The sequence below is a fragment of the Tateyamaria sp. ANG-S1 genome (genome assembly GCF_000814025.1).
Lineage (GTDB): Bacteria > Pseudomonadota > Alphaproteobacteria > Rhodobacterales > Rhodobacteraceae > Tateyamaria.
Genome location: NZ_JWLL01000009.1, coordinates 26057 through 45662 on the forward strand (window position 1 = coordinate 26057; position 19606 = coordinate 45662).

At 62.8% G+C, this 19606-nt stretch carries 19 protein-coding genes; 3 read left to right on the forward strand and 16 right to left on the reverse strand.

Annotation, left to right across the window (positions count from 1 at the left end):
• Window positions 1-45 precede the first annotated feature (45 nt).
• The 5 genes from RA29_RS22970 to RA29_RS17245 form a co-directional block, all read right to left on the reverse strand.
• Complete coding sequence (locus tag RA29_RS22970) at window positions 46-528, reverse strand: hypothetical protein (protein ID WP_152613066.1); 483 nt, start codon at window positions 526-528, stop codon at window positions 46-48.
• A 128-nt stretch (window positions 529-656) separates the two neighbouring features.
• Window positions 657-1124 carry a transcription antitermination factor NusB gene (gene nusB, locus RA29_RS17230; RefSeq protein ID WP_039688312.1) on the reverse strand — a complete coding sequence of 156 codons (468 nt, stop codon included), beginning with the start codon at window positions 1122-1124 and terminating at the stop codon, window positions 657-659.
• Window positions 1121-1663, reverse strand: a complete 543-nt coding sequence (locus RA29_RS17235) for a 6,7-dimethyl-8-ribityllumazine synthase (protein ID WP_152613067.1) — start codon at window positions 1661-1663, stop codon at window positions 1121-1123. The genes nusB and RA29_RS17235 overlap by 4 nt, the downstream gene beginning before the upstream one ends.
• On the reverse strand, window positions 1663-2784 hold the full coding sequence (gene ribB, locus RA29_RS17240) for a 3,4-dihydroxy-2-butanone-4-phosphate synthase (protein ID WP_039688315.1): 1122 nt from the start codon (window positions 2782-2784) through the stop codon (window positions 1663-1665). The genes RA29_RS17235 and ribB overlap by 1 nt, the downstream gene beginning before the upstream one ends.
• 208 nt (window positions 2785-2992) lie before the next feature.
• Window positions 2993-3580, reverse strand: a complete 588-nt coding sequence (locus tag RA29_RS17245) for a riboflavin synthase (protein WP_039688317.1) — start codon at window positions 3578-3580, stop codon at window positions 2993-2995.
• Window positions 3581-3733: 153 nt separating this feature from the next.
• Here RA29_RS17245 and RA29_RS17250 point away from each other — a divergent pair, with 153 nt between their 5' ends.
• The 3 genes from RA29_RS17250 (at window position 3734) to RA29_RS17260 (ending at window position 8334) form a co-directional block, all read left to right on the forward strand.
• Window positions 3734-5026, forward strand: a complete 1293-nt coding sequence (locus tag RA29_RS17250; protein WP_039688319.1) for a capsular biosynthesis protein — start codon at window positions 3734-3736, stop codon at window positions 5024-5026.
• Window positions 5027-5179: 153 nt separating this feature from the next.
• Window positions 5180-6316: a polysaccharide biosynthesis/export family protein gene (locus tag RA29_RS17255; RefSeq protein ID WP_039688321.1), complete on the forward strand. Its 1137-nt coding sequence runs from the start codon at window positions 5180-5182 to the stop codon at window positions 6314-6316.
• Window positions 6317-6339: 23 nt separating this feature from the next.
• On the forward strand, window positions 6340-8334 hold the full coding sequence (locus RA29_RS17260) for a capsular polysaccharide biosynthesis protein (protein ID WP_039688323.1): 1995 nt from the start codon (window positions 6340-6342) through the stop codon (window positions 8332-8334).
• On the opposite strand, the gene ribD is transcribed toward RA29_RS17260, so the two are convergent.
• From ribD to RA29_RS17315, 11 genes are all read right to left on the reverse strand, one after another.
• Window positions 8331-9428: a bifunctional diaminohydroxyphosphoribosylaminopyrimidine deaminase/5-amino-6-(5-phosphoribosylamino)uracil reductase RibD gene (ribD, locus tag RA29_RS17265; RefSeq protein WP_342666430.1), complete on the reverse strand. Its 1098-nt coding sequence runs from the start codon at window positions 9426-9428 to the stop codon at window positions 8331-8333. The genes RA29_RS17260 and ribD overlap by 4 nt on opposite strands.
• Window positions 9425-9892 (reverse strand): transcriptional regulator NrdR, encoded by a 468-nt coding sequence (gene nrdR / locus RA29_RS17270; protein ID WP_039688325.1) that lies wholly within the window; start codon window positions 9890-9892, stop codon window positions 9425-9427. The genes ribD and nrdR overlap by 4 nt, the downstream gene beginning before the upstream one ends.
• Window positions 9893-10015: 123 nt before the next feature.
• The gene (locus tag RA29_RS22070; protein WP_152613068.1) at window positions 10016-10444 is read right to left on the reverse strand and encodes a hypothetical protein; all 429 of its coding nucleotides are present in this window, start codon (window positions 10442-10444) and stop codon (window positions 10016-10018) included.
• A 104-nt stretch (window positions 10445-10548) separates the two neighbouring features.
• On the reverse strand, window positions 10549-10956 hold the full coding sequence (locus tag RA29_RS17280; protein WP_039688327.1) for a secondary thiamine-phosphate synthase enzyme YjbQ: 408 nt from the start codon (window positions 10954-10956) through the stop codon (window positions 10549-10551).
• Window positions 10957-10961: 5 nt separating this feature from the next.
• Window positions 10962-11231, reverse strand: a complete 270-nt coding sequence (locus tag RA29_RS17285) for an HlyU family transcriptional regulator (protein WP_039688329.1) — start codon at window positions 11229-11231, stop codon at window positions 10962-10964.
• A gap of 82 nt (window positions 11232-11313) precedes the next feature.
• Complete coding sequence (rpoD, locus tag RA29_RS17290) at window positions 11314-13299, reverse strand: RNA polymerase sigma factor RpoD (RefSeq protein WP_039688331.1); 1986 nt, start codon at window positions 13297-13299, stop codon at window positions 11314-11316.
• Window positions 13300-13427: 128 nt separating this feature from the next.
• On the reverse strand, window positions 13428-15386 hold the full coding sequence (gene dnaG / locus RA29_RS17295) for a DNA primase (RefSeq protein ID WP_039688333.1): 1959 nt from the start codon (window positions 15384-15386) through the stop codon (window positions 13428-13430).
• A 36-nt stretch (window positions 15387-15422) separates the two neighbouring features.
• A complete protein-coding gene (locus tag RA29_RS17300) occupies window positions 15423-15725 on the reverse strand; it encodes a hypothetical protein (RefSeq protein ID WP_039688335.1) in 303 nt (100 codons plus the stop codon).
• A gap of 38 nt (window positions 15726-15763) precedes the next feature.
• Window positions 15764-16303, reverse strand: coding sequence for a sarcosine oxidase subunit gamma (locus tag RA29_RS17305; RefSeq protein WP_039688337.1), 540 nt, complete (start codon window positions 16301-16303; stop codon window positions 15764-15766).
• Window positions 16296-19229 carry a sarcosine oxidase subunit alpha family protein gene (locus tag RA29_RS17310; protein WP_039688339.1) on the reverse strand — a complete coding sequence of 978 codons (2934 nt, stop codon included), beginning with the start codon at window positions 19227-19229 and terminating at the stop codon, window positions 16296-16298. The genes RA29_RS17305 and RA29_RS17310 overlap by 8 nt, the downstream gene beginning before the upstream one ends.
• Entirely contained in the window at window positions 19226-19489 is a 264-nt protein-coding gene (locus RA29_RS17315; protein ID WP_039688656.1) for a sarcosine oxidase subunit delta, read from the reverse strand. Before RA29_RS17315 ends, RA29_RS17310 begins: the two co-directional genes overlap by 4 nt.
• Window positions 19490-19606: the final 117 nt, after the last annotated feature.

Below are 19606 nucleotides of genomic sequence, written 5' to 3' on the forward strand. Positions count from 1 at the left end.
CTTGGGCTTGGTTCTGCCGGTTTGCGGGAGCAGGCTGCGCAGGTGTCAACGCAAAGAGATTTCACAATTCGAATTGAAGAAGCTCAAAACCTGTTTCATCCGAGTTATACGCAAAGTGAATTGACCGCCCTTCCCTTTTCCAACGACTTTCGCATTCCGATTGTTGGAAAGAGACCTGACAATCTTTGCGTCATCAGCTTTCGCAACTGGGCTGAAGCGGTTTGCACCCGCTGGCTTCGGTTGGTGAAACTCGAAACTCTGACCGGCGATGTTTACCACGGCCCGTGATCCTTTCGGATAGCCACTGCCCAATCCCACCAAGGGAGTGATTGAGTTGCGATCCTGCGATCCCCAAAGCAAAAGCGAGCCGTTTGAAGCACTTAAAAGCGCCTGACAGGACAGGCCATCATTTGCCGTTTGAGCAGCGATAACCTGCCAATCTCCAATCTGGGATGACTTTTGGATGTCCAAAGCACTCGCCGGTAGAGCCAACAGGGCAAGCAACGAAACCAGATATGCCGTTCTCAAGATGTGTCTCAGCAATTCAAAAGGAGTTTAAGTATTTATGTTATGCACCAAGACGAAAGGCGAGCGCAAATGTCTAAGCACGTAGATAAAATACAAGCCCAATTAAACTGTTGTTACACAATCGTTGGCTAAAACGCTTCGGGCCGTGCTTCCCGCGCCATATGGTCAAGCACCGCGTTCACGAATTTCGGCTCTTTCCCCTCGGGGAAAAACGCCCGCGCCACGTCCACATATTCCACGATCACCACCTTGGGCGGCGTGCCCGTGTCCCGAAACTCGGCCCCTGCCGCCCGGAACAGCGCCCGCAGGGTCGGATCAATCCGCGCAATGGGCCATTTCGCCACCAGTGCCCGGTCCGTCATCTGGTCGATGGGCGCCTGGTAGTTCACCGCGTCATCCATGACCCGGGCAAAGTGGTCGGGATCGCCCTCGGCCATCTCGTCGCCCTCGTAGGACGCGCCAAAGCGGTGGTCCATGAACTCGACCTTGATCTGGTCGACGGTCTGCGCCGTTTGCTCCATCTGGAACAGCGCCTGCACGGCATAGAGCCGCGCGGCCGAGCGCATCTTGCGTTTCTGGTTGCCCGAAAGGGTCATGCGGTTGTGGATCCTGTCTTGGACGCCAGCTGGTATTCGGTGGCCGGTTTAAACCCGACCCCTTTGCTGGAGCGGCCCCACTTACGGCTGAGCGCGATCAGGTGCAAGGCCGCAGCCGCAGCCCCGCCCCCTTTATTCTGCTTGGCGGGATCGGCGCGGACCTCGGCTTGATCCGTGTTCTCGACCGTCAGGATGCCGTTGCCGATGCAGAGGCCTTGGAGGCCCAAGAGTTGGATGGCGCGGGACGAGTCGTTGCAGACCGTTTCATAATGCGTCGTCTCGCCCCGGATCACGCAGCCGAGGGCCACGTAGCCGTCGAAGCTCGACATGCGTTCGGCAATGCCAATGGCGGTGGGGATTTCGAGCGCGCCGGGCATTTCCACCAAGTCCCAGGTGGCGCCAGCGGCTTCGATCTCGGCCTTGGCGCCTACCACGAGGTTGTCGGCGATCTGCTTGTAATAGGGCGAGACGACGATCAGCAACTTGGTCGGCTCGTCAAAGCTGGGGCGGTCCAGCACGTGGTGGTCTATCGAAGCCATCATTTCTCTCCGAGGATGGGGCGGGTGCCGACGATTTCGAGCCCGTAGGCGTCGATGCCGATATAGGTCGTGCGCGGGCTGTCGGTCAGCAGGATGAGGCGGGAAAGGCCCATATTCGACAGCATCTGCGCGCCAAGCCCGGTGTTCTTGACGATGCGGGGGCCGGGCTCTTCATCGGTGAAAAGCGATTTGCGCGGCTCACGGAACAGGCAGACAACACCCCGCCCTTCGGCGGCGATCAGCTCCATCGCGCGGGGCAGCTCGCCCACGGGCTTGTCCGAGAGGCCCAGGATGTCGGTGACTTCGGCCAGTGCGTGGGTCCGGACCAGCACCGGCTCGTCCGTGCTCAGGTCCCCCTTGGACAGCGTCACGTGCTCGATGCCGTAGGTCTGGTCGGTGAAGATCCGCATGTCCCATTCCCCGCCATGCTGCGAGGTGACCATGCGGCGGTCGGTTTCCACCACCAGATTGTCGTGGCGCCGGCGATAGGCGATGAGATCGGAGATGGTGCCGATCTTGAGCTTGTGCGTAGCGGCATAGTCCACGAGGTCGGGCAGGCGAGCCATGGACCCGTCCTCGTTCATGATCTCGCAGATGACGCTCGACGGGTAGTGCCCGGCCAGACGCGCGACATCACAGCCCGCCTCGGTATGTCCCGCCCGCACCAGCACCCCGCCCTTGCGCGCACGCAGGGGAAACACATGGCCCGGCGTGGCCAGATCAGCAGAGGTCGCTTGCGGGTTCACAAGGGTCGAAATGGTCAGCGCCCGGTCCCCTGCGGAAATCCCGGTGCTCACCCCGTCACGCGCTTCGACAGAGACGGTAAAGGCCGTCTCATGCCGCGAGGAATTGTGCATCGCCATCATCGGCAGGCCCAGATCGTCGATCCGCTCGGCGGGCAAGGTCACACAGATCAAACCGCGCCCATGGGTCGCCATGAAGTTCACCGCTGCCGCATCGGCGAAGTTGGCGGGGATCACCAGATCGCCTTCATTCTCGCGATCTTCGTGATCGACCAGAATGAACATCCGACCGTACTTCGCCTCTTCGATAATCTCCTCGATGGGCGAAATGGCGGCGGCAAGATCGGTCTCGACCGGACCGGGGGTCTCAAAGCTCATGGGGCACCTGTGGCAGCATTGCCCGCGACATAGAGGATCACGCGCCCCAATGCCAGTGCCCCGGCGCACAGATCCCGTGCAGCTTCATTTCGCCAGATAAACCGCCCCCGGAGGGCCGATCCACCGCACGCACCCTAAATCGCATGATGCGAGCACGCCCACCACGAGCGCCCAGCATGGCGTCAGGCCGACAGGCCTGTCCGTCGGATCAGGCCACCTCGGCCAGACGCGCGACGTAGCGGGCGAGCGTGTCGATCTCCAGGTTCACAGCGTCCCCTACGGCCACGTCGCCCCAGGTTGTCACCTCTTTGGTGTGCGGGATGAAGTTGATGCCGAAGACGGCCCCCTCCACCTCGTTCACCGTCAGCGATGTGCCGTTCAGGGCCACCGACCCTTTGGGCGCGATAAACCGGGCCAGATCATCCGGCGCGCGCAGTTGCACGCGGGTGCTGTCGCCCTCGTCCACAACCGACACAACCTCGGCCACGCCGTCCACATGGCCCGACACGATGTGTCCGCCCAATTCGTCGCCCACGCGCAGAGCCCGTTCTAGGTTCAGGCGCTTGCCGACCGTCCAGGCGCCGAGGTTGGTCTTCGACACGGTTTCGGCACTCACCTGCACGTCGTACCAGTCAGGGCCAAGATCCACGACCGTCAGGCACACACCGTCCGAGGCAATCGACGCCCCCATGTCGATGCCAGCGGTGTCATAGCCGGTCTCGATCCGCACGCGCAGGTCGCCCTCCTGCTTGAGGTCGGTGATCGTGCCGATATCGGTGATGATGCCTGTGAACATGGGCGGTCTCCTTCACGCTTGGCCCTGAGGTAGCGGTGCCGGGACGCAACGGCAAGAGCAAGGCGCATTGCGGAAATGTGCACCATGAGCCATAAAAACGCCCTAGTCCGGTGTTCATCTGAGAGTAAGATTTTGCCGCATATCAGGGATCAGATGACACTGCATGCCCCCTCATCGCGGGTTTTCCTGTTCTTGCAGGGCCCGCACGGACCGTTTTTCCACCGGCTCGGCGCCATGCTGCGCCGCGCGGGGGCGTCCGTCTGGCGTGTGGGGTTCAATGCGGGCGACCGCGCCTTCTGGTTCCACCCGGCAAGCTACGTCCCTTATCGCGGCAAGGCCGATGACTGGCCCGAGACCTTTGCCAAACTTGTCGAAAGCAAGGGCGTGACCGACATCGTGCTATACGGAGATGTGCGCCCCATTCATGCGCAGGCCGTGGCCGAAGCGAAGCGCCGTGGCCTGACTGTCCACGTGTTCGAAGAGGGGTACATGCGCCCCTATTGGGTGACCTATGAACGCGGCGGCTCCAACGGCCATTCGCGGCTGATGGAGATGTCGGTGGCCGACATGCAGGCGGCCCTTGCCCTGTCGGATATGGAGGCCCCTCTGCCCCCCGGCCATTGGGGCGACATGCGCCAGCATGTCTTCTACGGCGCGCTGTACCACTGGTTCGTGATGTTCCGGAACGGACAGTATCGCAACTTCCAGCCCCACCGCGCGCTGACCGTGGCGCGTGAATTCCAGCTTTACCTCAAGCGCTTGCTGCTGATGCCCTTCCTGACCCTCGACCGGGTGCAGGCGACGCTGCGCATTCGCTATGGCGGGTTTCCCTATCATCTGGCGCTGTTGCAGCTTGAACATGACAGCAGCTTTCAGGAACACTCACCCTTCGACACGATGCCGGAGTTCCTTGATCTGGTGATCCGTGGCTTTGCCGAGGGCGCGCCTGCGCACCACCATCTGGTGATCAAGGCGCATCCGCTGGAAGATGGCCGCACGCCCATCCGCAAAACCATCCGCGATCTTTCCCGGGCGTTGGGCCTGCAGAGCCGTGTCCACTACGTGCGCGGCGGTAAGCTGGCGCAGCTTCTCAACGATGCACGCAGTGCTGTGACCGTGAATTCCACCGCCGCCCAGCAGGTGTTGTGGCGGGGCATTCCGCTCAAGGTTTTTGGCAAAGCCGTCTTTTCCAAGCCCGAGTTTGTCAGCGATCAGCCGCTGCCCGCCTTCTTTGCCGGGGCAAGCCGCCCGGACAATCGGGCCTATAAGGATTACCGTCGCTACCTGCTGGAAACGAGCCAGATCCCCGGCGGTTTCTACTCTGCCCGTGGCCGTCGGCAGCTTCTGCGGCAGGTCGTCGATATGATGCTGTCGCCCGACGATCCCTATGATGCGCTGGCCGCAGGCACCGCGGCACCACGGCAACAGTTGCGGTTGGTGACCTGACCACCACTACCCCTATGGCTAGATTTTATCGCCGGACTCCGGTAGGTTGACATCAAATCAGCACCGGAAAACCGGCGCGATACCAAAAAAGAATACGGGCGCAGATTAAGCTGCGACCAGAGGCAGACAAGAACAGGTCGAGGAGACCGAGCAGTGATTTTCCAGTCATTCCGCTGGACGCGGGTGGTCGCGTCTTTTGCCCTTTTGGGGATTCTTGCATCTTGCGGTCTGCCGCAGATTGGTCCCAACAAACGGCAGATTTTCTCTGGCTCGGTGCAGCGCGAAGGCGATGCGTTTATCGTCTCCGTCAGTGACCGGGTGACGGACGCGACCGCGGTCACACCTGCGCTTGGTTTTTCCGAAGAGTTCCAGAATGCGGGTCTGCTCGGGTCGGATACGATCCGTCCCGGCGATGTGCTGGGCCTGACCATCTGGGAAAACGTGGATGACGGCCTGCTGGCCGGTGAGGCGCAGAATTCGACCATCCTTGAAGAAGTGCAGGTCGACGGCGCGGGCTTTATCTTTGTCCCCTACGCGGGCCGTATTCGCGCCGCAGGCAATACGCCCGAAGCGATCCGCCGCATCATCACCAGCAAGTTAGAAGACCAGACCCCGGACCCGCAGGTGCAGGTGCGCCGCGTGGCGGGGGACGGCTCGACCGTGTCGCTGATCGGGGCCATTGGCGCGCAGGGTGTCTATCCCATTGAGCGGCCTACACGCACGCTGTCCACCATGCTGGCGCAGGCCGGTGGTGTCACCATCGAACCCGAGATTGCCCGCGTGACCGTGCTGCGCGGCGGGATGCGCAGCCGCATCTTCTTCCAGGATCTCTATGAAAATCCGCATCTCGACATCGCCCTCCGTGGTGGCGACCGGGTGCTGGTCGAGGCCGACACACGCGCCTTTACAGCGCTGGGTGCCACAGGCGGGCAGGCCCGCGTGCCGTTCGAGACCGCGACGCTGAGCGCGCTAGAGGCGCTGGCGCAGGTGGGTGGATTGCAGACGAATTCGTCTGACCCCACGGGCATTTTCGTGCTGCGCAATGAGCCAGCCGAGGTGGCGAATGTGGTCCTGGGCCGTGACGACCTGATCGGGGCGCAGCGCATGGTTTATGTGCTGGACCTGACCCAGCCCAACGGCATGTTTCAAGCGCGTGACTTCGTCATTCGCGATGGCGACACGCTCTATGTGACCGAAGCGCCCTATACGCAGTTTGCCAAGATCATCACCTCGATCACGACCCCGATCACGGGCGTGAACTCTTTGGCGACGGGTCTGTCGGGCGAGTAACGACCGTGCACAGCGGACAGGACATGGCCGCCGGACCCGATGGGGCCCGGCGGCTTTACGTTTACAATGGCGGCTTTCTGGCGCGAGGGCGCGTGCGCCGTATCGTGGAGCTTGCGGGTTATGACATCGCCGTGGGCCTGCCCGGGCCGGACGGGCTGGTGGGTGTGTGGGGCAACTCACCAACCGCCTATCGGGGCGAGGCTGTAGCAGAGCGGCGTGACGCCAGCGTTGTGCGGGTCGAAGATGCGTTTTTGCGCTCGGTCCTGCCGGGGCGGGCGGGCAGCCAGCCCATTGGCTTGCTGATTGACCATGCGGGGGTGCATTTCGATCCGTCGGTGCCGTCTGATCTGGAGCGGATACTGGCGGAAGAGCCGCTGGATGATACGGCTGTTCTGAACACGGCGCGCGGGGCCATGGCGCGGATGCAGGAGGCGCATCTGAGCAAGTATACCGGGTTTGACCCCGATACTGCGGTGCCGGAACCGGGATATGTGCTGGTGATTGATCAGACCAGGGGCGACGCCTCGGTGACGGCCTGCGGGGCGGATCGGAACCGATTTCTTGAGATGCTGTTTGTCGCGCAGGACGAGCATCCCGGCGCGCGTATCCTGATCAAGACCCATCCGGAGACGATGCAGGGGTTTCGTGAGGGGTATTTTACCGAAGATGATTGCAATGACCGCGTGTCGCTGTTTGCCGATGCGGTCAGCCCGTGGACGCTGATGGAGGGGGCGATTGCGGTCTACACCGTGTCCTCCGGCCTGGGGTTCGAAGCGATCATGGCGGGGCACAAGCCGCGCGTCTTTGGCCAGCCCTTCTATGCCGGGTGGGGGCTGACGGCGGATGAGTTTCCGGTGCAGCGGCGCCAGCGCACGCTGACCCGCGCGCAACTCTTTGCAGGGGCGATGATCCTGTATCCGACCTGGTACGATCCGCATCGCGATTGCCTGTGTGATCTGCCGACCGCGATGGAGGCCTTGGCCGCCGAGACGCGCGCTTGGCGGGCGGATCATCGCGGTTGGGTGGCGAGCGGGATGCGGCTGTGGAAGCGACGGCCCTTGCAGAAGGTGTTTGGGCGGTACGTGCCGATGCGCTTTGAGGAGGATCCGGGTCGGGCCCGTGCGATGGATCGTCCTTGGATGGTTTGGGCGGGCAAGGCGGATGTCGGACATGAGGATGCTGTGCGCGTAGAGGATGGGTTTCTGCGGTCGCGTGGTCTGGGGGCCGAGTTGATCCCGCCCCTGTCGCTGGTGACGGATGATCTGGGCATTTACTATGACCCCTCGCGGCCCAGCCGATTGGAGCATCTGATCCGGGCGCGCCGGGTGTTGCGGCCCGATCAGGTGGCGCGTGCTGACGCGCTGGTGCGGTCGCTGACGGCGGCGGGTTTGAGCAAGTACAACCTGTCGGGCGGCGTGCCCGACCTGCCCAAAGGCCAGCGGGTGCTGGTTGTGGGGCAGGTTGAGGATGATGCGTCGATCCGGCTGGGTGCGGGGGAGATCCGGACCAACCGCGCGCTGCTTGAGGCCGCGCGGACGGCGCGGCCTGATGCGGTGCTGATCTACAAGCCGCATCCGGATGTGGAGGCGGGCCTGCGCGAAGGGGCGTTTGACGCCGCGGGTATTGCGGATGTTGTCGCCGACCGAGCCGACATTGCCGCGCTGCTGGATCAGGTGGAGGAGCTTTGGACCATGACCTCGCTCACCGGGTTCGAGGCGCTGCTGCGCCGGGTGCGCGTGGTGACGACCGGTGCGCCGTTCTATGCGGGCTGGGGGCTCACCGAGGATCGGGGGGCCGTGCCGCCCCGCAGGCGCGAAGATGTGTCGCTGGCTGGATTGGTCCATGCGACACTGATTGACTACCCCCGCTATTTTGATCCTGTGACGGGCACCGCCTGTCCGGTTGAAATCGTGGTCGAGCGGTTGCGCAATGGCCCCCTGCCCCGGCCCGGACTGGCCAATCGGCTGCTGTCAAAGCTGCAAGGGCTGCTCGCCAGTCAGGCGCATCTGTGGCGTTAGCGCCGGTTCCAGATATGGCAGATGTCATCGCCGATGCGCGTCACGGATTTGAGGCGGTAGCGTTGCGCCGCGTCCAGTGAGCCGAGGCCGAGCGCGCCGATATTGGGCAGCCCTTCGGCCCCGATGGCGAGCCCTGCGGTGAAGCCGACCAACTCGTCCACGAGGTCCGCTTCGATGAGCGAAGCGGCGAGTGCGCTGCCCCCTTCGGAGAAGACGCGGGTGAGGCCGTGATCGCCCAGTTTTTGCAAGATGTCTTGCGGATCAAGTTGGGTGCCTTGGGTGGCGCAGGGCAGGAGCGTGGCCCCCATGTCGCGCCATGTGCGTTGCAGCATCGGGTCGGCATCGCGCCCGTGGCAGAGGATCACCGGCATCTCGCGCGCCGTTGTGGCGAGTTTGGACATGAGCGGCACGTCGATCCGGCGCGAGACCACCACACGGGCCGGTTGCTGGATGTCACCCATGTCCCGCACGGTCAGAGACGGGTCGTCGTGCCGCGCCGTGCCGCCGCCGACCATGACTGCGTCGTGCCGCGCACGCATCGCGTGCACGTGGCGGCGCGCCATGGGGCCGGTGATCCATTGGCTTTGGCCTGAGCCTGTGGCGATGCGCCCGTCGAAGCTGCTCGCGAGTTTAAGGGTGACGAAAGGGCGGCCCTGTTCGGTGCGCAGGGTAAAGCCTATGTGATCCTGTTCAGCCTCTGCTTCGCAGACGCCTGTGGTGACGTCGATCCCAGCGGCTTCGAGGATCGCGATACCGCGCCCGTCGACCCGCGTGTCGCTGTCACGCATGGCGATGACGACACGCGCGATGCCTGCGGATACCAGTGCGTCGGCGCAGGGCGGGGTTTTGCCGTGGTGGGCGCAGGGTTCGAGCGTGACGTAGGCGGTGGCGCCCCGTGCCTCATTGCCCGCTTGCGCGAGCGCTTCGGGTTCGGCATGCGGTCGGCCACCCGGTTGAGTCCAGCCGCGTCCGATGATCCTGCCGTTTTTGACGATGACGCAGCCCACAGCGGGGTTTGGGGCTGTGCGCCCCTGCCCGCGCCGTCCTAGCGCGAGTGCCAATGACATGAAGCGGATGTCGTCCGCTGTGCTCACTCGTCGGCGGGCGCGTCGGGCCGCAGTTCGGCGACAAACTTGTCAAAATCGTCCGCAGCCTGGAAGTTCTTGTAAACGCTAGCGAAACGGACATAGGCCACCGTGTCGATGCGGTTCAGCGCTTCCATCACGATCTCACCAATCTGTTTGGACTGGATGTCGGTTTCGCCCATGCTTTCGAGCCGCCGGACGATGCCGGAGATCATCTGGTCGATCCGCTCAGGGTCGATGGGGCGTTTCTGCATGGAAATGCGGATGGAGCGTTCGAGCTTGTCGCGGTCGAAGTCCTCGCGCTTGCCTGTGGACTTGATCACCACGAGGTCACGCAGCTGCACACGCTCGTAGGTGGTGAAGCGCCCGCCGCAGGCCGGACAGAAGCGGCGGCGGCGGATCGAAACATGATCCTCTGCCGGTCGGCTGTCTTTGACTTGTGTGTCGATATTCCCGCAAAACGGACAGCGCATCGCCCATCCCCTTCGTATTTGTCCCGCCTGTAGTGGGGGTTTTCCCCCGTTCCACGAAACTATAGGCGGTTGTCAAGGTTTTGGGTAGAGGGGAAATGCGACCGCTAGATGAGCGGTGCCTGTTTATCGCCTGACAAGACGGTTGTCCGCGGTTTGCACCCGCAAAAACGGGGAGTCCCGGCACAGGGCAAAGGCGTGGGCCATGGAAAACACCTTGCCCGTGCGTCGGACCCCTTGGCCGAAGGATGAGAACGCGCCCTCGACCGGCTGGGTGGTGAAGACGACCCCTTTGCGGCCCGGTGCGGTGGTTGCGTCGCCCCTGCCGCTTTGGATGTAGAGATCACCGCCGCGTTGTCCGAGAACGTGCCGCGTGTAGATACCGGCCGCACACCAAAGCTGCGTTCCACCTGCCCCATCGGCCTCGATCACTTCAAAGCTGGTGCTATCAATCCGGTTTACAGGGATTGTCAAACGTTCGCGTCGGACAAAATCCTGTGCGTGTCCTAGGGTGGGCAGCGTGATTAGAACGGCGAGGGAGAGGGGTTTTAGCATCGTGGTCTCCTTTCCCAGACATGTAGGTATGGCGTGCAGATTTGAAACCGCAGAAGTGCCGGATAGGCACACATGCGATGACTTGGCCGTGCGGCGCTGCAATTTTAGGCGCTGAGGTATCCGATGACGCGGCGGTGATGCGGGGCCGTGCGGTGCTCAAAAAGGTAGATGCCCTGCCACGTGCCAAGCTGGGGTCGCCCGCCGTTGACCGGGATTTGCAAGCTGACCGGCATCATCGCCGCCTTGATGTGCGCAGGCATGTCATCCGGGCCCTCATAGGTGTGTGTGAGGTAGGACATCGACGGGTCGGTCGTGGGCGGCACGAGGCGGGAGAAGAAGTTTTGCAGGTCCGTCTGCACCTCCGGATCGGCGTTTTCCTGAATCAGGAGGGAGCAAGAGGTGTGCTGGACAAAGAGCGTCAGCAGGCCGTCACCCTCGCACCAGCGTGTCACGTCGCGGGTGAATTCGTAGAGGCCCTGGCCGTGTGTTGTGATTTCGAAGGTGGTTTGCATGAGACTTAGCGGAACAGGGCGTCGCCCTGTTCGTCGATCACCTGTTTTGCCTTGGCGATGGTGGCGGCGGTTGCGTCTTCGTGCGAGGCGATAGTATCGGCGCGGATCAGGCTGTGGACCTTGGTTTCGCCACCCAGTTCTCTTTCGATCCTAGCGGAGATGCGGTAGCCGTCAGCTTCTTTCTGCAAGGTCGGGATGATACGGAAGCCGTTGTAGGTTTCGCCCTCGGGTTCAGCGGGGGTGGTGCTGCCGAACAGTTTTTTCAGCAAGGACAAGGGTCAACTCCGTGTCTGTCATGCGCGGCCGTTGAGGCGGGCGGTGATATGGTGGCCACCGCCCGCGATGTCTGAAAGCGCGTTACTGATCCAGGAAGCTGCGCAGTTTGCGGCTGCGGCTGGGGTGCTTGAGCTTGCGCAGCGCTTTCGCCTCGATCTGGCGAATCCGTTCGCGGGTCACGCTGAACTGCTGCCCGACCTCTTCGAGTGTGTGGTCGGTGTTCATGCCGATGCCGAAGCGCATGCGCAGCACACGTTCCTCACGCGGGGTGAGTGAGGCGAGAACCCGTGTTGTCGTTTCCTTGAGGTTTTCCTGAATGGCGCTGTCGAGCGGCAGCACGGCGTTCTTGTCCTCGATGAAATCGCCAAGCTGGCTGTCCTCCTCGTCCCCGATGGGGGTCTCAAGCGAAATTGGCTCCTTGGCGATCTTCATCACCTTGCGGACCTTTTCCAGCGGCATTTGCAGCTTTTCGGCCAGTTCTTCGGGCGTAGGTTCGCGGCCGATCTCGTGCAGCATCTGACGGCCCGTACGGACCAGTTTGTTGATCGTTTCGATCATGTGCACAGGGATACGGATGGTGCGCGCCTGGTCCGCGATGGACCGGGTGATCGCCTGACGAATCCACCATGTGGCGTAGGTCGAGAACTTGTAACCGCGGCGGTATTCGAACTTGTCGACCGCTTTCATCAGGCCAATGTTGCCCTCCTGGATCAGGTCCAGGAATTGCAGGCCTCGGTTGGTGTATTTCTTGGCGATCGAGATCACGAGGCGCAGGTTGGCTTCGACCATCTCTTTCTTGGCCTGGCGGGCTTCTTTCTCGCCCTTCTGGACCTGCTGAACGATCCGGCGGAATTCCGAGATATCGAGGCCGACATACTGGCCCACCTGTGCCATGTCGGCGCGCAACTCTTCGACCTTGTCGGCGGAGCGTTCGATGAACATCTGCCAGCCGCGACCGGACTTACCGCCCATCTCTTCCAGCCAGTTCGGGTCCAGCTCGCGCCCGCGATAGGCGTCGACGAACTCGCGGCGGTTGATCCGCGCCTGGTCAGCCAGTTTCACGATGGAGCTGTCGATCTGCATGATGCGGCGGTTGATGCCGTACAGCTGGTCGATCAGCGCTTCGATCCGGTTGTTGTGCAGGTGCAGTTCGTTGACCAGCAGCACAATCTCGGCCCGCAGCTTTTGGTAGGTCGCCTCGTTTTCGTCCGAGAACGAGCCGTCCTCGTTCAGGGTCGCCGAAATCCGGCTGTCCTGCATTTCGGACAGAAGCGAGTAGTCGTGGGCGATGACTTCGAGCGCTTCGAGCACTTGCGGCTTGAGCGCGGCCTCCATCGCGGCGAGCGACATGTTGGCCTGTTCGTCTTCGTCGTCGTCATCGTCTTTGGCAATCGGGTTACCGTCGGCGTCAAGCTCGGGGCCTGTGTCGGCTTTTTCTTCAGTCTTGGCAGCGGTGTCGACGACGGGTTCGTTCACCTCTTCGCCGTCTTCGCCCATCTGGTTGCCGAAGGTCGCTTCGAGGTCGATGACATCGCGCAGCAGGATCTCTTCGCTCAGAAGTTCGTCGCGCCAGATGGTGATCGCCTGGAAGGTCAGCGGGCTTTCACACAAACCCGCGATCATGGTGTTGCGCCCGGCTTCGATCCGCTTGGCGATGGCGATCTCGCCCTCGCGGCTGAGCAGTTCGACGCTGCCCATCTCGCGCAGGTACATGCGCACGGGGTCGTCGGTGCGGTCGAGCTTTTCCTGACCGGTGGCCCCCAGCGTCAGATCGCGGGTGCCTTCGGTGGTCGTGACCTCGGTCGAGCCTTTTTGCTCTTCTTCCTCGGCCTCTTCATCTTCGATGATGTTGATGCCCATTTCGGAGAGCATCGACATCACGTCTTCGATCTGTTCGGAACTCACCTGGTCCGGCGGTAGCACGGTGTTGAGCTGATCGTACGTGATGTAGCCCTTTTCCCGGGCTTCCGAGATCATCTTTTTGACTGCGGCCTGGCTCATGTCGAGCGAGTGGGCGCTGTCCTGATCTTCGGTCTTGGCGTCTTCGTTCGTGTCTTTTGCGGCCATAACGGGCTCCTTTACCGGGGCTCCTTGGCGATTCGTCCCCGCGAATCGCTGCCAGAAACATTTAGTGCTTTGGGTGATTCGGCCACCCGTCTAAGCGCATTTTCTTTATGTTTTGAGACCAAATCGCATCAGTTGCGGCGTTTGGAGAAGCTGATCTGGTCCATCAGGGCCGCAAAGGCGTCCCGCTCAGTCCGACTGATTCGGGCGCCGTTGTCGCCCGTTTCGTATTCGGCATCATCTTCTTTCCCGCTGCGGCTGGCCTGGGTTGCGGCTTGGGCCGCTTGGGCAAGGCGCCATGTCACGCCTTCATCTGCCACACCTTCCAGGTCCTGCACCGCATCCGCGATCTCGGCATTAAGTCCCTTTACCGCGCTGAGTTTTGCGAGCTCTTCGGCCACAGTCATGCGGGCCATATCGGCATCGCCGGGTGTGCGGATACACGGGACAATTGCCACATGGCGTGAAGTCAGCAGGTTATCAAGGGCTTCGGGGCCGAGTGCGGCGAAAATGTTTTCGCGCAACACCTCTGAACCCTGGTGCGCGTGGCGCAGAATCAGGTCGCGCAATACGGCATGGTCCGGATCGTTGCAGGCGAGGCTTTCGAGCCCGTTTTCGAAGTCTTCGGCCACTTCGGGTGTGCAGATGAGCGCCGCGAGGATCACCGTTTCGCGCAAGTGGTCGGTGACTTGGGCGTCACCTGCGGCCAAGGCTGAGCTTTTGGTGCTGGCCATGGGCACTGGCGGGGCCTGCCAGCCGCGGCCCTTTTGCCAGTTACGTTTCGGCCCCTGCCCGCCACCCCGTTGCGGGCGAAAGAGGTCCCAGCGCATGTCCTTGATCGCCTGACCGTAGTGCTGGCGGATCGACGGATCCTTGATCAGCGTGATCTTGTCACGCAGCGCCTTGTCGAGGGCGGCCTTGCGTTCGGGACTGTCGAAGCTCTTGCCCTCGGTCTCGCGCTGCCAGAGCAGTTTGACCATGGGCATCGCGTCATCGAGCAGCTTTTGCAGCGCGCCTGCCCCTTGCGCCTTGAGCAGATCGTCCGGGTCCTGGCCGTCGGGCATGAGCGCAAAGCGCAGGGATTTACCCGCTTCGAGCAGCGGAAGCGCAAGGTCGATCAGACGCATGGCGGCGCGCAGGCCCGCCTTGTCCCCGTCGAGCGCGATGATCGGCTCGTCGGCGATGCGCCAGAGCATGGCGAGCTGGTTTTCCGTGACTGCTGTGCCGAGGGGGGCGACGGAGGCGCCGAACCCGTGTTCAGCGAGCGCGATGACATCCATGTACCCTTCGGCCACGATCAGCGGCTGACCCTTGCCCGCCGCCGTGCGCGCCGGACCGTGGTTGTAGAGGCTGCGGCCCTTATCGAAGAGTTCCGTTTCGGGCGAGTTCAAGTATTTGGCGTTGTCGTTCGGGTCCATAGCCCGCCCGCCAAAGGCGATGCAGCGCCCACGTGCGTCACGGATGGGGAACATGATGCGCCCGCGGAACGTATCGTAAGGCTTGCCACCCTTCTGGCTGGGCTTTGCAAGGCCCGCGCCGAGGATCAGCTCATCCTCGACGCCCTTGGCCTTGAGTACGTCCCAGAGGCCCTGCCAGGCATCGGGGGCAAAGCCGATTTCCCAGCGGTCCTGTGCGGCTGGGTCCAGCCCGCGGCGTTGAAGATAGTCGCGCGCCGGACCCGCCGCACCGGTTTTCAGTTGCAGTCGGAAGTGCTGGACCGCCATTTCCATGACATCGGCCAGTTGCGTTCGCTTGTCGGCCTTTTCCTGCGCGCGCGGGTCACGCGCGGGCATGGGCATCCCAGCCTCACCGGCGAGGATTTCGACCGCTTCCATGAAGCCCACATTCTCGGTCTCGCGCACGAAGCTGATCGCGTCGCCTTTGGCGTGGCAGCCGAAACAATAATAGTAGCCCTTGCGATCATCGACGTGAAAGCTGGCTGTCTTTTCGTGGTGGAAGGGGCATGGCGCCCACATGTCACCCTTGCCCTGGTTGGACTTACGCGCATCCCACATGACTTTGCGCCCGACAACCTGTGTCAGTGACAGGCGGGTGCGCAGTTCGTCCAGAAATCCGGGGGGCAGGCTCATGCCCTTAATATTGGGCGTGTGGGCCTACGAGTCGAGTCACTGCTGCAGGCAAAGTTCGCTCCACGCGTCCGACAGGCTTTCGTTGCGGACAATGCGGCGCGGCTGTTCATAGACCCAAGGGGCAATCAGCGGGATCGCGTTGTTGTACTTTTCGGGCCATGTTGGGCCTTGAGCCAGGATATGGTCCTGCACTTCACGCTCTTTCACACGGTCAAGGCGGGCCTGCTGAACGGCAGCAACAACCTGCGCTTGCAGGGCGCAGCTTTCTTCCTTGGTTTCCTGCGCAAAGGCGGGTGCCGCGACAAAGGCAAGTGCGGCGGTGATTGCAAAACGGATCATGGACAGGCTCCGGCAGATTGGAATCGGTTTGCGATGTTTTACCCCCGCGCCACGACGCTTGCCATGGCCCTTTCCAGATCGTGAAGCAGCGTGCCCGCCATGGAGCGGAACACCATCAGCAGGAACGTGTCGGCGCCGACGCGTGTGACCGACCCGGTCATGTGCTGGATTTGGGTGCGCGCGGTGTGGCCGCGTTTGAAGCTGGCGGCTGACAGGTCGAGCGGGATCAGGCGGGCGAGCACCGCCTCAGAGGCCGCCCCGGACAGAGTGACCGCCGTCCAGGCATCCGATTGGTCCGTGAGAGCTGCATGTTTGGCCAGCGCCTTGTCCGGCTCCGGCCCTGCAAGAAGAACCATATCCCGCCCGAACCAGATGGCCCTTGCGCCCTCTTTGCCCGTAGCCCGGTTGGGCGCAGGCCACGCCATGCCGTGGGCGGTCTTGAATGTGTCCGCGATCTTTGCACCTGCATAGGGCGAGATAGAGGTCAGGGTGCCGAGGCCGACCTCAGCCACCGTGCAGGTGCCGATGGTAACCGGGTCCATGCCCTCAAGCGGGGTCTTTGCGATCAGGTCAGCCACGTGTGCGCTCCCCCTTTGGATCTAAGAACACCGGGTCGCATAGCTCAACCCGGGTTTGGATGCCGCGCACATGGTCCACCATGTTCAGCACATCGCCGTGGCGCGACAGCCCGTCGGTGACAAAGCCGAGGCCAATGAAATGTCCAAGCGTGGGTGAGAAGCCCACGGACGTGACATAGCCCTGATCGTGTTCGGCTACAGGCTCTTGCCCGTCCGCATAGATATGTGCGCCCGCGGTGAGTTGCTTGACCGGACCCACAGGTTTTAGCCCCACCAGTTGCGCGCGGCCCGCTTCGGTCAGGCCGGGGCGCTGCGCCATGGTGGCGCCGATGAAGTCTTTCTTTTTGGACAGCATCCGAGCCATGCCAATGTCTTGCGCCGTCACGCGACCGTCGATTTCGGAATGCGTGATAAACCCCTTTTCGATGCGCAGCACGTTCAACGCCTCCATCCCATAGGCACCGCCGCCGAGGCTTTCAGCCCGCGCGACGAGCAGTCGGAACAGGCTGTCACCGTAGCGCGACGGGACGGCCAGTTCGTAGGCATGTTCGCCGGAGAAGGAGATGCGGAAAAGCCGCCCCTTGACCCCTTGGACCGTGACCAGACCGCAGGACATGAAGGGCCATTTGCCGTCGTCGATGGTGTCATCGAGCAGCCCGTTCAACAACTCACGCGACTTCGGCCCGGCCACAGCAAATTGCGCCCATTGTTCGGTGACGGACATGATCCGCACATCCCAGCCGGGATGCAGCGCTTGGGTGACGAATTCGAGGTGACGCATGACCTGACCTGCCGCAGCAGTGGTCGTGGTCATCACGTAGTGGTTTTCGCCTAGCCGCGCGGTGGTGCCATCGTCCATGACGTGCCCATCCTCGCGCAGCATCAGGCCATATCGCACCCGGTTCTCTTTCAGGGTCGAGAACGTGTTGGTGTAGGCAAAGTCGTGCAGTTTGTCCGCATCCGGGCCCTGAATGTCGATTTTGCCCAGGGTCGAGACATCGCAGATGCCCACTGCCTCGCGCACCCAGCCGACCTCCCGGTCGCAGGACTGGCGCCATGTCTTTTCGTCCCGCAGCGGGAAGTAAGAGGGGCGATACCACAGACCTGCCTCAATCATCGGCGCGCCTGCGGCCACGCTGGCCGAATGGCTGGTGGTTTTGCGTTCTGGCGCGAACCCCTTGCCTTGCGCCCCTGCCCCGAGGGCCGCGAGAGCGACGGGCGTATAGGGCGGACGGAAGGTGGTTGTGCCGGTTTCCGGGATGCCGCGCCCGGTCGCATCCGCCAGTAGCGCAAGTGCGGCGACGTTCGAGTTCTTGCCCTGATCGGTCGCCATGCCTTGGGTCGTATAGCGCTTCATGTGCTCGACGGAGGCAAAGTTTTCCTGTGCCGCCTGTTTGACGTCCTTGACGCTGACATCGTTCTGGAAGTCGAGCCAGGCGCGCCCCTTGCCCGGCACGGCCCAGAGCGGTTCGATGGCGTAGGGGCTGTCATCGGCTTGGGGGATGTCGATGTCGGGTGCGGCTAGGCCGAGGACTTCGAGAGTCGTCTTGGCGGCCGCAACCCCTTCGGCCAAACAGGCGGCGGTCGAGAACGCGCCGTTGCATGCCCCAGCCGTTTCCATGCCGGGGATTGCACCGGGGGTGGGCACGAAGCTGGCGATGTTTTCATCCCAAGTGGGCCGACCATTCATGTGGCAGGTCATGTGGACTGTCGGGTTCCATCCGCCTGACACGGCGAGGCAGTCAGTGGCGATCTTTTCGGTGCCGGATGCGGTCTGAACCCGGATGGCCTCCAGCCCCGTGCGTCCATCCGCGCCGGTGACGACAGCTCCTTGCATCAGGTGGTAGTCGCCCAGTGCCTGGGCATCCTTGCGGCTGTCGATGACGGCGGCGATGTGTACGCCTGCGTCCTGCAGATCCATCGCCGTGCGATGGGCGTCGTCGTTGTTGGCAAAGATCGTCACCGCTTTGCCGGGGCTCACGCCGAAGCGGTTGAGATAAGCGCGCACGGCACCTGCCGCCATGATGCCCGGGCGGTCGTTGTTCTGGAACGCGATGTGCCGTTCGATGGCACCGGCGGCGAGGATGGATCGCTTGGCAACGATGCGCCAGAAGGCTTCCTTAACCCCGCCCTGCGGCACGCCATCCATGTGATGCGCGACACGCTCCAACGCGCCGAACGTGCCGCCGTCATGCGCGCCGGTCACTGTGGTGCGGGGCATCAGGCGGACATTGTCCATGGCGGCGAGTTTCGACACCATGTCGGCCGCCCATGCAGCACCGTGCGCGCCGTCGACGGTCAAGGTTTCCGCGTTGAGGCGGCCGCCCATGCGGCTGTCTTCATCCGCGAGGATCACCCGGGCGCCTGCTTGCGCCGCCGTCCACGCCGCCATGAGGCCCGCAGATCCTGCGCCGATCACCAGGACATCGCAGAACGCATATGCCTTTTCATAGTGGTCCGCGTCTTGCTCACCGCTGAGCGCCCCGAGGCCAGCCGCACGCCGGATGAATGGCTCATAGACCTTTTCCCAGAACGCGCGCGGCCTCATGAAGGTCTTGTAGTAGAACCCGGCACCCAGAAAGGGGGATGCGAGGTCATTGACGCTCAGGAGGTCAAAGCCCAGCGATGGCCAGGCGTTCTGAGTGCGCGCCTCCAGCCCATCGTACAGCTCCTGAACCGTGGCGCGCACATTGGGGTCGGTGGCCGGGCCGCGCCCGATGGTGACGAGGGCGTTGGGTTCCTCCGATCCGGCCGTCAGGATCCCGCGCGGGCGGTGGTATTTGAACGACCGTGCCACGTGGCGCACGTCATTGGCCAGCAGGGCCGAGGCCAGCGTATCGCCCTCAAATCCGCGATAGGTCGTGCCGTCAAAGCGGAAGGACAGCCGTCGCGACCGGTCGATAAGCCCCTTACCTTCGACCCTCATGGTTTGCCCTCCGCCACCAATTCCACGGACTTGATTTCGTGCGTGGAAACGTTGCGGGTCACTTTCAGCCATGCGCCGCAGCCTGCGTCGTGGCTCCAGAGCTCCTCCAGATCGCCCGCCGGGTTTTCGCGCAGATGCAAGTAGTCATCCCACGCGGCCTCTCCCGCATCGGGTGCCGGGCGGTCCAGCATCACTGCCGCACCTTGATAATAGAACTCGCGCCGGTCGCGCTCACCGCATATCGGACATCGCAACCGCATCAGGCTTCCCCATAGGAGTTCAAGGTCCACCCCTTCCCAGTTTCAAAAAAATCCCCGCCCGCTGACTGGCAGGTGGCTTTGCCACCGAGAAGTGAGGCTCCCGTCATCTCAACCCTC

Excerpts from the sequence above, each read along its gene's own strand:
- nusB (WP_039688312.1), bottom strand. The coding sequence starts at position 1,124 with ATGACCCTTTCGGGCAACCAGAAACGCAAGATGCGCTCGGCCGCGCGG.
- RA29_RS17235 (WP_152613067.1), bottom strand. The coding sequence starts at position 1,663 with ATGGCTTCGATAGACCACCACGTGCTGGACCGCCCCAGCTTTGACGAG.
- ribB (WP_039688315.1), bottom strand. The coding sequence starts at position 2,784 with ATGAGCTTTGAGACCCCCGGTCCGGTCGAGACCGATCTTGCCGCCGCC.
- RA29_RS17245 (WP_039688317.1), bottom strand. The coding sequence starts at position 3,580 with ATGTTCACAGGCATCATCACCGATATCGGCACGATCACCGACCTCAAG.
- RA29_RS17250 (WP_039688319.1), top strand. The coding sequence starts at position 3,734 with ATGACACTGCATGCCCCCTCATCGCGGGTTTTCCTGTTCTTGCAGGGC.
- RA29_RS17260 (WP_039688323.1), top strand. The coding sequence starts at position 6,340 with ATGGCCGCCGGACCCGATGGGGCCCGGCGGCTTTACGTTTACAATGGC.
- nrdR (WP_039688325.1), bottom strand. The coding sequence starts at position 9,892 with ATGCGCTGTCCGTTTTGCGGGAATATCGACACACAAGTCAAAGACAGC.
- RA29_RS22070 (WP_152613068.1), bottom strand. The coding sequence starts at position 10,444 with ATGCTAAAACCCCTCTCCCTCGCCGTTCTAATCACGCTGCCCACCCTA.
- RA29_RS17280 (WP_039688327.1), bottom strand. The coding sequence starts at position 10,956 with ATGCAAACCACCTTCGAAATCACAACACACGGCCAGGGCCTCTACGAA.
- rpoD (WP_039688331.1), bottom strand. The coding sequence starts at position 13,299 with ATGGCCGCAAAAGACACGAACGAAGACGCCAAGACCGAAGATCAGGAC.
- dnaG (WP_039688333.1), bottom strand. The coding sequence starts at position 15,386 with ATGAGCCTGCCCCCCGGATTTCTGGACGAACTGCGCACCCGCCTGTCA.
- RA29_RS17300 (WP_039688335.1), bottom strand. The coding sequence starts at position 15,725 with ATGATCCGTTTTGCAATCACCGCCGCACTTGCCTTTGTCGCGGCACCC.
- RA29_RS17310 (WP_039688339.1), bottom strand. The coding sequence starts at position 19,229 with ATGAGGGTCGAAGGTAAGGGGCTTATCGACCGGTCGCGACGGCTGTCC.
- RA29_RS17315 (WP_039688656.1), bottom strand. The coding sequence starts at position 19,489 with ATGCGGTTGCGATGTCCGATATGCGGTGAGCGCGACCGGCGCGAGTTC.